Genomic DNA, 12,731 nt, shown 5'->3' with positions numbered 1-12,731 from the left:
TATAGCCTAAAGTCTTTCTCAATGAGCGTATGTGAGATAGAACTCATAATTGACCAATAGCAAGCGTTAGTCTTTAACGTCTTTTTGATGAAGCTTTAGGTATACCTAAAAATGCTAGGTTAAAACCTTAAAAAATCAAAATAAGTAACGGCAGGGCAACTGAATACTTTATGTTAAATTTCAGAAAAGAGGCCATTTGTTGTAAAAAGACAATATTTTAATTAAAAAGGTCATGTTAGCTTGCCAATATTAAAATTATGTTGGTGAGTCTTTGGCTTAATCTGAGTAGGTATGTGTAATGATCTCCAATCAGTCTGGGAAGACCAAAGCTCCGCTCAAAGAACGATCACAACAGTTTTTGTCTCGTTTCACCTCAATGTTTATAAAACGCCCGCTGTCTTATTTGAAAATGATTCTCATCATAACTGGATCTTTTGTCTGGTTATTAGTATCAATGATAGCGGTTTATTTTTATTTTATTTTCAATCAGGTTCCGGATTTAAAAAACGTTGAGTTTCAGCAACTCAGAGAACTAGGCGTGAACAGCGTTTTGGAAAAAATAGACAGCCGATCTAAGCGAGCAGAATATCATTGGGTTCGCTTGGCCGATGTGAATCGTGATTTACTATACGCAGTGGTGATGAGTGAAGATGGCTTGTTCTTTGAACATCAGGGCATTAATTGGGACGCCCTAATTACTGCCATTGGTGAAAATATTAAACGTCGGCAACTTAGCTTTGGTGGTTCCACCATCAGTCAACAGGTTGCAAAAAATGTATTTATTCGTTCCAGTACAAAATCACTGCATCGTAAGCTTATTGAGTTCTTTGTAACCCGAGAGCTAGAAGCGCAATTGACGAAAAATGAAATATTAGAGTTATATTTAAATGTTGCTGAGTTTGGGCCAGATATCTATGGCGTGTCGCATGCCGCAAAATATTATTTCTCTAAGCCGGTGGGCCAGATTAACGCAGCAGAAGGGGCTTTTTTAGCTTTAATGCTGCCGTCGCCAAGAAAGTATCATTACAGTATTTTTCAGAATCAAAACCTGGTGCCGCGACATCAGCGCAAGTTGAAGCGAGTGTTGTCTGACATGCTGTATAAAGAATACATCAGTCCAAGTCAGTACCGTCGTTATCTCAATTGGCAATATTTTTAATCGCGAATTGATAGATCAATCTATTGAATTATTAACGTAGAATAAAAAAACGGCTGCATGAGGCAGCCGTTTTTTATTTCAGATAGATTGATATTGTTATCTGAATATTCTATGCAGAGGGCTCGTACGCCAGCACTGGGCTAAGCCAGCGTTCAGTTTCTGTTAGAGACATTCCCTTGCGTTCGGCATAATCCTCAACCTGATCTTTGCTGATCTTACCAATACCAAAGTAGCGAGCTTCAGGGTGGCTCAGATACCAACCTGAAACACTGGCCGTCGGCGTCATCGCGTAGGCGTCGGTAAGGTGTACATCGGTGTTTTCAGTAGCCTGCAACAGATCGAACAGCTTGTCTTTTTCGGTATGATCAGGGCAAGCAGGATAACCAGGAGCAGGGCGAATGCCGCGATAGCTTTCTTTAATGAGCTGCTCGTTGCTTAGGCTTTCGTTACTGTCATAAGCCCAAAACTCTTTACGCACACGTTCGTGCATACGTTCGGCAAAGGCTTCTGCGAGTCGGTCAGCAAGTGATTTCAATAGAATGGCGTTATAGTCGTCACCATTGGCTTCATATTGCGCCGCTCGCTCGTCAACGCCGTGACCGGCGGTGACGACAAAGCCACCGAGGTAATCTTCTTGTGTGCCCGTTGGTGCGATGTAATCGGCGAGCGACAAATTCGGCTGCTGGTTGGGTTTAATACTTTGCTGGCGTAACTGTTCTAAGTTAACGGCTTGATCACCGTTAGTCACCTGAATGGTATCTGCTGCACTGCGCTGCGCCGGCCAAAAACCAATGACGGCTTTTGGCGTTAACCATTTTTCATCGATGATTTGTTTTAACATCACCTGAGCATCGTTAAACAGACTGGTTGCGGTTTCACCGACCTTGTCATCGTTTAAAATTTTCGGGTATTTGCCGTGCAGTTCCCAGGTTATGAAAAATGGCGTCCAATCAATGTAGTCGACCAGCTCTGAAACATCGTATTGTTCAAAAACACGCGTGCCAGTAAATTGTGGTTTAGGTGGCGTGTAATGTTGCCAGTCAAGTTGAGGTGCGTTGGCAATCGCGTCTTGATAATTGAACAGCGCTTTGGATTTACGGTTTTTATTACGCTCTCGGACTTTTTCATATTCATTACGGCGTTCAGCAACAAAGTCGGCTTTGCGTTCGTCGCTTAATAGCGACTGCACAACAGACACAGCACGCGATGCATCGGTGACGTAAATAGTGGCGTCATTTTTGTACTGCGGTTCAATTTTAACTGCGGTGTGGGCTTTAGACGTTGTTGCACCACCAATCAGTAATGGCAATTGATAATCGAGTCGTTGCATTTCACGTGCAACGTGCACCATTTCATCGAGGCTGGGTGTAATCAAACCAGACAAACCAATAACGTCGACTTTTTCTTCGATCGCGGTCTTGAGTATTTTGTCAGCCGGTACCATGACGCCTAAGTCGACCACTTCGTAATTGTTACAGGCAAGTACAACGCCAACGATATTTTTACCAATGTCGTGAACATCGCCTTTAACCGTGGCCATTAATATTTTGCCTTTGGCTCGCGTGGTTTCTGTTTTTTCGGCTTCAATATATGGAATCAGATGTGCGACTGCTTGTTTCATAACACGAGCGGACTTCACCACCTGAGGCAAAAACATCTTGCCAGCACCGAACAGATCACCGACCTGATTCATGCCGTCCATTAACGGCCCTTCGATAACTTCAATAGGGCGGTTGACTTGCAGGCGTGCTTCTTCGGTGTCTTCAATAATATGGCTAGTGATGCCCTTGACCAGCGAGTAGGCAATGCGTTCGACCACTGGGAATTCACGCCATTCCGAACTTTCTTTCGCTGCAACAGTACCATCGCCGCGATAGTTGTCGGCGATTTCCAATAAACGGTCGGTGGCATCGTCGCGACGATTGAGAATGACATCTTCAACCCGTTCGCGTAATTCGTCGGGAATGTCGTCGTAGATGACTAATTGACCGGCATTGACAATGCCCATGTTGAGTCCGACTCGACCGGCATGGTAGAGGAATACCGAGTGGATCGCTTCACGTACTGGGTTATTACCACGGAACGAGAACGAGACGTTAGAAACACCGCCGCTGACACTGGCATAGGGAAGCTCCTTGCGGATGTACTCGGTGGCTTCGATAAAGTCGACTGCGTAACGGTTGTGCTCTTCAATACCTGTTGCTACCGCAAAAATATTGGGGTCAAAAATAATATCTTCAGGTGGAAAACCGTTTGCAACTAAGAGATCGTAACTGCGCTTACAGATTTCTTGTTTACGCTCGCGGGTATCGGCTTGGCCAGTTTCGTCAAATGCCATGACTACGACGGCAGCGCCGTAGCGTTGGCACAGTTTTGCTTGCTGTAAAAAGTTAGCTTCGCCTTCCTTTAGCGAGATTGAGTTCACAATGCATTTGCCTTGAGCGCATTTGAGGCCCGCTTCAATGACGTTCCACTTGGATGAGTCGACCATGATAGGGACGCGGGCGATATCGGGCTCAGAAGCGATAAGGTTCATGAAAATCGTCATCGCAGCTTCGGAGTCGAGCATGCCTTCATCCATATTGATGTCGATAATCTGAGCACCGTTTTCGATCTGCTCTTGAGCCACGGCCAGCGCTTCATCATAGAGCTCTTCTTTGATAAGACGCTTAAATTTTGCCGAGCCGGTAACGTTAGTGCGCTCGCCGATGTTTATAAAGTTCAGCTCATCAGTAACAGTAAACGGCTCTAAGCCAGAAAGTCGCATGAGTGGTTTAATGCTTGGTGCTTTACGCGGCTTTTGTTGTGCCATCGACTGAGTAATCAGCTCGATGTGTTTAGGCGTGGTACCGCAACAGCCACCGATGATGTTTAAAAAACCGGACTGGGCAAACTCGGTTACCACTTCGGTCATTTCTTCAGGTGACTCATCGTATTCGCCAAACTCATTAGGTAGGCCCGCATTCGGGTGTGCAGAAACCGAGCAGTCGGCAATGTTGGACAGTGTTTCAACGTATTGGCGTAATTCGCTGGCTCCTAAAGCACAGTTTAAGCCAATGGAAAGAGGTTTGGCATGGCGTACAGAGTGGTAGAAGGCTTCCGTTGTCTGGCCAGATAGTGTGCGGCCAGAAGCGTCGGTAATGGTGCCGGAGATCATAATAGGTAATTCAATGCCTGCTTCTTCGAACGCCTCTTGAGTGGCAAAGATTGCGGCTTTGGCATTGAGTGTATCGAAGATGGTTTCGATCAAGATGATGTCCGCACCGCCTTCAATGAGGCCCAGCGTGGCTTTTTTATAATCACTGGCGAGGCTATCAAAATCGATTGCTCGATAACCAGGGTTATTCACATCAGGAGATAACGACAGGGTTTTGCTGGTTGGCCCCAACACACCGGCGACCCAGCGCGGCTTATCGGGGGTTTCTAGGCTTTTTTCATCGCACACTTGGCGTGCAATGGCAGCACCTTGTTTATTGAGCTCAAATGCCAGCTCTTGCATGTTGTAGTCGGCTTGAGAGACTTCAGTCGAGTTAAAGGTGTTGGTTTCGATGATGTCGGCGCCAGCATCCAAATAGGCTTTGTGGATGGTTTTGATGATCTCGGGCTGGGTAATCGATAAGAGGTCGTTATTGCCTTTGATATCGCTGTTCCAATCGGCAAAGCGATCGCCACGATAGTCCTGCTCTTCGAGTTGATAACTTTGGATGAGCGAGCCCATCGCGCCATCTAATATCAGGATTCGATCCTTTATAGCTGCGTGGAGTTGTTGGATGCGATGCGTTCTTGTTGTCATAACCGTCTCTGTTTTATGCAAATGCCGTAAGCTGCAATGAAAGCCTAAAATGAGCAATATATCAAGCTATATCAAATAATTTTGATATAGAATTTGTTCGACTCCTACAAAAAGCGGATGATGAAGAGGCTTCTTTATACTTGAGTGATTTAGTTGGTTATTTAGTCTGCAAGAAAAATACGTTAAACTAGCCGTTATAAACAAAGTGCACTTTAAAAACTGAGGGCACTTTAAAATTAAGAAAAATTTAGGACTGAGCATGGATATAGAATTAACGATTACTGAGTCAGCACAAAAATACCTTGCAGAGCTTTTGGCGAAGCAAAGTACCGACGGTATGGCAGTGCGTATGTTTGTGACTCAGCCGGGTACCAAGTACGCGGAAACCTGTTTAGCCTACAGTCGGCCAGGCGAAGAGAAAGACGACGATGTGCTGTTGGAGTTAGAGCATATTCGTGTCTACCTAGAAAAAATCAGTCAGCCTTATCTCGACGAAGCCGAAGTTGACTACGCACAAGACCGTATGGGTGGCCAGCTCACCATTAAGGCGCCGAATGCGAAAATGCCGAAGGTCAATAAAGATAGCCCGCTTGAAGATCAGGTGAACTACATCCTATTCACTGAAATCAACCCAGGTTTGGCCTCGCATGGTGGTGATGTCACCCTAGAAGAAATTACCGAACAGGGTGTGGCCATCTTACGCTTTGGTGGTGGTTGCCAAGGTTGTTCTGCCGTCAGCCTAACGTTAAAAGATGGCGTTGAAAAAACCTTGCTTGAACGCTTACCGCAGCTGACAGGTGTGCGTGATGCAACCGATCACACGGTAACGGATAACGCTTACTATCAATAGCGGTAAAAAAGCAGTTTAATAAATGTTTAGCCTAATTAAAAAAGCCAGCAATTGCTGGCTTTTTGTATTCTGACGATTCGTTTTATATGGCTCTTATTATTTTAAATTTTGTTTATTAAAAAATTAAAAAGGTTACTTAGCTAAAGCACTTCTTTTGAAGAGCTTATTTTTTTAGAAGACCTGGCCAGTTTTTATCGGCTTGATCAATAAAGCCGGCAATATCTTCTTGCCAGCGCTGTTGAATTTTAGCGTTGTAGTTGAGGTAAAGCTTGCCATCGATGATAGAAAATTGGCTTGGATCGATACTGGCTGTCGAGTTCTTTGCTACCGCATAGGCGCAATAACCACCGTATTGTGGCGCATACTTCTCTGGATTTTCAGCAAACAGTTTCAGGTGATCTTCATTGCTGAAGCGCCAAGTAGCACCTTGCCACTGGTATTCAAAATCGCTTAGTCCTTCGACAGCGCTGTTCTGTGTAAAGTAAGCCACGGTGTCGTAACCGCGAATAGCAAGGTCGCTGTTCCAAGGGGTAAAAATAGGCTCGACTGCGAAAACGCGTGTTGCGCAGGCAAATAATGTTGAAGCTAACAGCAAGGTTTTGCGAATAATCATATTAACTGGCCTCTTTGTGACGTAAATAGGTTGCGGTTCCAGGAGCTAAACCAATATGTTTGGGTAACTCAATGCCTAAGTTTCTTGCCGACAATGAAGCGTAAGCAAGATGGTGAATCGAATGGTTCAATAGGTAGAGTAGTTCCCGATCAAGATTAGACGACAGTGTTTCACTCTGTTCTTGATCAAGGCAAATTTCTGAAATAACTGCAACATCGGAATAGTCGGACTGTTGTAGATTATTCAGCCAAGCGCTGATCTGCTCGATATTGTCGAGAGCGCTTTCAAACTGGGTTTCCTCAGCGCTGTTACGAGTCCGTAAGTTGTAATCGATACAGCAATTCTCGAGGCCCTTTTGTACCGCCCGATAATGATCGAGAATGTGACGGCAGTGTTCACCAATACTCGCCGTTGCATCGGTTTTGGTTTTATAAATAGTTTTGCTTTTATTGATTAGATCAACCAGCTGGTTGAGTGCTTCGATGTTCGCTTGGCAAAGATTGTTCATGCTTGTTCCAATAATTTAAAAATTCAACAGCACCAGCTTTACTGAGGTAACGATTAACATATCGAGCTGGCATCTTGGTTACATCGACCATAATGAGTCCATCGAGAGAATCATTAAAACCACGGTTAATGGAAAACCCAACAAAGCGTCCGTTCAGTGCAAGGTAATGACGCAATAACACAGGAATGGTTTTGCCCGGATCACATTGGCCAACTAAGCGATTAAACACACTGATATCATTAATTGATGCCAGCATCGCTGCTGTCCAGACTTTTCCTTTGACCTTTAGCGGTACGATTGGTTTCACCTGTTCAAGAAAAACCTGTTCGGCTTTAAAATTTTCCATCATGGCATCGCTAATAAAAGCGCGAGCCATTTTAGAATGAGAAGAAGAAATACTGACGCAGCCAAAAAGCGTTTTGTATTGTGGGTTTTTTACCAAGTAGTGACCAATACCTCGCCATAATGCATCCAGTGCTGAAGGGTGGCGTTGGTAGGCTTCGGTAATAAATGAACGGCCCACTTCTAACGCGCCATCCACCTCGTTAAGTAGTTGCTCATCAAAACGGTACAGACTTCGGCTGTATAAACCGTTTACGCCAAAGCGTTCGATGATGCGATCTACCTGACCCAGTCGATAACCGCCAACAATATTTTTTTGTTCGTTGTCCCAAATAAATAAATGATCGTAATGGCTGTCAAATTGGTCGGTGTCTTTATCTTTTCCAGTGCCTTCCCCGGCTGCGCGAAAGGTGTGTTCACGCGCTTCGCTGATGGCATCGAAGGTATGATTTAATTTTTCGTAAGGCGCGCAGTAAACATCAAAACTGCCTTTGCTGAGCAATTTAAATTCAGCCAGCGTTTGTAATTCCTGTTCAATAACTGGGCTATTGAATTGAGTTTTGATTGCCAGTTGTTCGATCACAGGTTTGTAGCTGTTGGATTTGTTTGGCGCTAATAAATAGGTCGACATGCGCAACAGATGAGTAATGGCTTTTGCCGAATTAAGTTGCGCGTAATCGCGTTTATCAATGGCATTGCCAACAACCATGCGTAAAACCTTACCTTTTTTGTTACTCAATTGACGTGGTAACAGTAGGGTGCGTAAACGCTTGTGGATGAGGCCTGCCAGTTGGAAGTATTCGGGGTTGTGTCCGTCAATAAAGATAGGCACGCAACTGGCTTGAGTCTTTAGGGCTAAGCGGCCGACCATGGCATTCCAGTCGCGATCCGAAACCTGTTTGTTTTTCCAAGTGCGAGCACTAACCTGACCGGCAGGAAACAGCAGTAATAGATGTCCATCTTGCAGATGTTGTTGTGCCGCTCGTACACCGGCGGTGTTTTTATGTGCTGTTTTTTTCCCTAGAACATCAACGCCTAAAAAAATGTCGCTCAGTTCAGGGATGGACGACAGCATCTGGTTAGTCAGGACTTTGGTGTCAGGCCGAACCGATAATAACGCACGCGATAAAGCAACGCCTTCGATACCGCCGTAAGGATGGTTTGCCACCACAATAACCGGACCAGTTTCTGGGATGACACTGTTTAGTGATTGCCCCTCGAGCATCACAGAGCAATCCAGAGAGCTGAGTGTGTGATCTAAAAATTGCTCAGCATTGAGGTTCTCTGCGCGAGCATCATAGGCACGCGCCAAGGGTGTAAGGCCGAGGAGTCCTTCGATTGAACCAGCAAGCCAGCTTGGTTTAAGCCCCAGTTTGAATGGGTTTTGAGTTGCGTTCATTCTAATATCTCAAAATCAAAGTCAGTAATAATGGATTCATGCAGATCTGCATTAGTTTTTTTGCAATAAACCCATAGCAATGTTGTATCGTCTTTGTTGCAAACAGATGTCGATAATCAAAATCTATTAGTCGGTTTCACCATAGAAGCGAGATAAATTTCGCTCTAGTTTCCAGTGCTGAATTAATTTTTTAAAGCCGGGCGGTGTGAAACCTTTTTTACGATTTTCGTTGCCGTAGACAAATAAAATTCGATATTGAAACAACAGGGCGCGCACAGCTTCTTTAAAAGGCGTGTTGCTGTCCCATATATGCAATGGTTCAGAGCTGGCGGTGTTGATCTCGACAATCTGAATATGTTCGCCGCGGCTTAATGATTCTGTGTCTTTAAATTTAATATCGAGGCGGCCATAGTGAAAGTCGGGTAGGTTGGCCAAGAGTTGGGTTAGCCTTTCACTTAATGCGTCAGTGATTAAATAGTTTGCCTGTTTAAAGATTGCACCCTTACTGTGGCTGGCAGAAAACACCAAACGATAAGGCTGGTCTTTGGCAATGACTTGGTTCCAATGCTGTTGATGGCGTGATTGATATAGATGAATGAGCTGTCCGGCACGTTGATCACTTTCGATTAACTCGCCTAAGGTTTTTTCACCATCACCAATAACATAAGGCGTATATTTCAATGCCATTGAAATGATTTTGCCGTTTTTTTCATTGGGATGCTTAGTGAAGAAAACGCCTGCTTCGGGTTCAAAGTCGGCTAATTTTTGAATAAATAATTTGGCGTTTTCTGGGTAGCTGGTGAAGTTTTCAATTAGTTGTTGTTCGTTTTTAATCAACTTGACACCAATGCCTCGGCAGCCGATATCAGGTTTACAGACAAACGGATATGCAAAGCCAGAATCAGTGACGGCAAGCTTGAGTTGATCAACCTGTTGCTCTAATGGAGCTTCCGTTTTTGTCACGGTGAACCAAGGCAGGATGACATTATTTAAGTCGCCTTGGGCTTGACTGAGGAGTTCACTTTTACCAACGCCAACCATACCGGAGAGTGGTAATTGGGGGTTTGCGATAAGCGGCAAGGTGAGGGAGCGATATCGAATAGACAGTGCTAACCACTGAATAGAGATGGGAAAGTACATCAGCCAAGTTGGCCAAAATTCAAAAAAAGACGTCGTTTTTCCGAGTTGTAACGGAGGCATCCCTGGGCAGACGTAGCTGCTATCGGCGGCTGTTTTAGTACTTGGCATTCATCGGTCCACATATTGATTAAGTTGTTAATCAGTGTAGACGATGACGGTGACAGAAAGTTCCACTGGCGTGTTGAATTTGTTAACGGGTAGGCGTTTGTATTACTTAGCCTGAAGCGATGATGTGGTTGAACTTAGCTAAGCAGCGCGGCTCTTTACTATCGATAGCTATCTTTTGATAAGCATCTTTTAATAGCAAGTGCCGAACTGAATAGCCTAGTTAAGGTATTTTTTAACCGTTAGACATTGAATCGGAAATGCATCACATCGCCATCTTGTACGATGTAATCCTTACCTTCTAAACGCCAACGACCGGCTTCTTTTGCACCAGATTCGCCGTTGAATTCAATGAAATCAGCGTAAGAAATCGTTTCAGAACGAATGAAGCCTTTTTCGAAATCGGTGTGAATAACACCTGCGGCATTGGGGGCGCTGGCACCGACTTTTACCGTCCATGCGCGAACTTCTTTAACGCCAGCGGTAAAGAAGGTTTGCAAGCCTAGTAGCTTGTAGGCTGCGCGAATCACTCGGTTTAGACCGGGTTCTTCCATGCCTAGATCACCTAAGAACTCGGCTTTTTCTTCATCGTCCAATTCAGCAATTTCGCTTTCCAGCTTGTTGCAGATGACCACGACTTCGGCTTCTTCTGCTGCGGCGATTTCGCGAACACGATCTAAGTAAGGGTTGTCTTCAAAACCGTCTTCATTGACGTTAGCGATGTACAGTGTTGGTTTGCTGGTTAGTAGTTGAAATTGCTGCAAGTCTTTTAGCTCATCAACAGTCAGCTCTACTGAACGTACCGGCTTAGCTTGGTCGAGGTGTGGTTTAATTTTTTCTAATAAATCGGCCAAACGTTTGGCTTCTTTGTCTTGGCCTTTGGCTTTTTTCAGTAGTTTCACTAATTGCTTCTCAACACTGTCTAAGTCAGCAAGCGCTAACTCGGTGTTAATCACTTCGATATCCGCCAGAGGGTCAACCTTGTTCGCAACATGGATGACGTTGTCGTTATCAAAGCAGCGCACTACGTGAGCAATGGCGTCGGTCTCACGGATGTTGTGCAAAAATTTATTGCCTAAGCCTTCACCATTGGCCGCGCCTGCAACCAGACCGGCAATGTCGACAAACTCCATAGTTGTCGGGATGGTTTTTTCAGGCTTAACGATTTCGGCAATTTTGTCCTGACGAGGATCTGGTACTGGTACAACACCTGTGTTCGGTTCAATGGTGCAAAATGGGAAATTTTCTGCATCGATGCCGGCCTGAGTTAAGGCATTAAACAGCGTAGACTTACCGACGTTAGGCAAGCCAACGATACCGCATTTAATTCCCATATTTGTATCTCCCCTAAAAATAATTAAAGCGTTTGTAGATCAACGCAATCTGTTAAGTCTGTTATGGTGCAATTCATTGAATAGTGAGTTGCTGGATTATTCACCCAATTTGAAACTGTGCAAGTGATTCATGGCCTTTGCCCAATCACCAGATATCGCTAACGGTAGCTGATCGATAGCGCAATCGATGGCTCGTTCTAGCGCAATGTAATCGTCAGCAGGCGCTTTGCGCAGTACATAGTTAACCACTTCCGATGCTTGGCCAGGATGACCAATACCCAGTCGTAAGCGGTAAAAATCTTTGTTGTTGCCAAGGCTTGCAATAATATCGCGTAAACCGTTGTGTCCGCCATGGCCGCCGCCTTTTTTAAAGCGTGCGGTGCCGGCTTCTATATCTAGCTCATCGTGTGCCACCAAGATTTGATCCGCCGGTATTTTGTAGAAGTTGGCGAAGGGGGCAACGGATTGGCCACTGCGGTTCATAAAAGTCATCGGCTTCATAAGCCAAACCTTATGACCCTTTAGGTTGATTGAGCAGATCTCAGCCTTGTACTTGCTGTCTTTTTTCCATTGCCCAGCCTGCTGCTGTGCTAGGCAATCTAAAAAATCGAAGCCTGCATTATGCCGCGTTTGGTGGTATTCGCTACCAGGGTTGCCCAGGCCGACAATAAGTTGAATGGAATCGTTCATATAATAAGTCGCTATAACGTAAAAAGGGCCTAAAAGGCCCTTTTAAAAACGGATAATAAAGCTTATTCCGCTGCAGCTTCTTCTGTTTCTTCAGCTGCTGAGCTTGGCTTAACAATAGAAACAACAGCCGCATCGTGAGAAGCGCCTTTGTTAAGTTCTACTAAAGTAATGCCTTTAGCCAGTTTTAGCTCAGAAAGGTGTAATACAGAACCGACTTCTAGTTTAGCAACATCCACTTCGATGAATTCTGGAAGGCTACCCACTTTACAAGTGATTTCAACTTCTGAAGCAGAACGCTGTACAGTTGCACCAGTTTTGGTGATAACTTCTTCGTTAATGAAGTGCAAAGGTACACGCTTGTGTACAACGGTTGACTTAGTAACACGCTCAAAGTCAATGTGCATAGGGAAGCCAGTTGATGGGTGACGTTGTAGGTCCATAACAATAGCTTGCTCAGACTTGTCACCGATCTTCACATCTAGAACGTGAGAGTAAAACGCTTCGTTTTCTAGCGCTTTAACTAGTTCTTTCAGCTCAAGCGTTAGGCTTTGAGGTTTACGGTTTTTAGCACCGCCGTAAATAACACCAGGTACTTTCTGCTCACGACGTAGGCGGCGGCTCGCACCTTTCCCTAACTCTTCGCGAACAGTTGCGTTGATTTCAAAAATAGTAGACATCTAATATTGCTCCAAAAATTTAATAAACAGCATTTGCGACCAATGCTGCTAGGCACAGAGTAGTTATAAAGAGTGTGCTAATAACTACCGAATGCCATCTCTATGAGACCTTAAGTTCAGT

The 12,731-nt window shown here is 44.7% G+C and carries 10 protein-coding genes; 2 read left to right on the top strand and 8 right to left on the bottom strand.

The window, feature by feature from the left end; all coding sequences use genetic code 11:
* Nucleotides 1-538: 538 nt before the first annotated feature.
* Complete coding sequence (locus tag FME95_RS04160) at nt 539-1,159, top strand: biosynthetic peptidoglycan transglycosylase (RefSeq protein WP_187265435.1); 621 nt, start codon at nt 539-541, stop codon at nt 1,157-1,159.
* 109 nt (nt 1,160-1,268) lie between these two features.
* Here FME95_RS04160 and metH read toward each other — a convergent pair whose 3' ends face one another.
* Nucleotides 1,269-4,952, bottom strand: a complete 3,684-nt coding sequence (gene metH / locus FME95_RS04155; protein ID WP_147713159.1) for a methionine synthase — start codon at nt 4,950-4,952, stop codon at nt 1,269-1,271.
* A 259-nt stretch (nt 4,953-5,211) separates the two neighbouring features.
* Between metH and nfuA the strand changes: the two genes are divergently transcribed.
* The gene (nfuA, locus tag FME95_RS04150) at nt 5,212-5,802 is read left to right on the top strand and encodes a Fe-S biogenesis protein NfuA (RefSeq protein WP_147713158.1); all 591 of its coding nucleotides are present in this window, start codon (nt 5,212-5,214) and stop codon (nt 5,800-5,802) included.
* 163 nt (nt 5,803-5,965) lie between these two features.
* On the opposite strand, the gene FME95_RS04145 is transcribed toward nfuA, so the two are convergent.
* From FME95_RS04145 to FME95_RS04115, 7 genes are all read right to left on the bottom strand, one after another.
* Nucleotides 5,966-6,415 carry a YHS domain-containing (seleno)protein gene (locus FME95_RS04145; protein WP_147713157.1) on the bottom strand — a complete coding sequence of 150 codons (450 nt, stop codon included), beginning with the start codon at nt 6,413-6,415 and terminating at the stop codon, nt 5,966-5,968.
* A gap of 1 nt (nt 6,416) precedes the next feature.
* Nucleotides 6,417-6,923 (bottom strand): DinB family protein, encoded by a 507-nt coding sequence (locus tag FME95_RS04140; RefSeq protein WP_147713156.1) that lies wholly within the window; start codon nt 6,921-6,923, stop codon nt 6,417-6,419.
* Complete coding sequence (locus FME95_RS04135; protein ID WP_147713155.1) at nt 6,874-8,664, bottom strand: bifunctional lysophospholipid acyltransferase family protein/GNAT family N-acetyltransferase; 1,791 nt, start codon at nt 8,662-8,664, stop codon at nt 6,874-6,876. Before FME95_RS04135 ends, FME95_RS04140 begins: the two co-directional genes overlap by 50 nt.
* A 126-nt stretch (nt 8,665-8,790) precedes the next feature.
* Nucleotides 8,791-9,912: an ATP-grasp domain-containing protein gene (locus FME95_RS04130; protein ID WP_246109317.1), complete on the bottom strand. Its 1,122-nt coding sequence runs from the start codon at nt 9,910-9,912 to the stop codon at nt 8,791-8,793.
* A 239-nt stretch (nt 9,913-10,151) separates the two neighbouring features.
* Entirely contained in the window at nt 10,152-11,243 is a 1,092-nt protein-coding gene (gene ychF / locus FME95_RS04125) for a redox-regulated ATPase YchF (protein WP_147713154.1), read from the bottom strand.
* Between the two features lie 96 nt (nt 11,244-11,339).
* On the bottom strand, nt 11,340-11,933 hold the full coding sequence (gene pth, locus FME95_RS04120) for an aminoacyl-tRNA hydrolase (protein ID WP_147713153.1): 594 nt from the start codon (nt 11,931-11,933) through the stop codon (nt 11,340-11,342).
* Between the two features lie 62 nt (nt 11,934-11,995).
* Nucleotides 11,996-12,610 carry a 50S ribosomal protein L25/general stress protein Ctc gene (locus FME95_RS04115; RefSeq protein WP_147713152.1) on the bottom strand — a complete coding sequence of 205 codons (615 nt, stop codon included), beginning with the start codon at nt 12,608-12,610 and terminating at the stop codon, nt 11,996-11,998.
* Nucleotides 12,611-12,731: the final 121 nt, after the last annotated feature.

It is taken from the genome of Reinekea thalattae (genome assembly GCF_008041945.1).
Classification (GTDB): Bacteria; Pseudomonadota; Gammaproteobacteria; order Pseudomonadales; family Natronospirillaceae; genus Reinekea; species Reinekea thalattae.
Note: the sequence above shows the minus strand (reverse complement) of the source record. Positions and strands in the feature narration are given on the sequence as shown.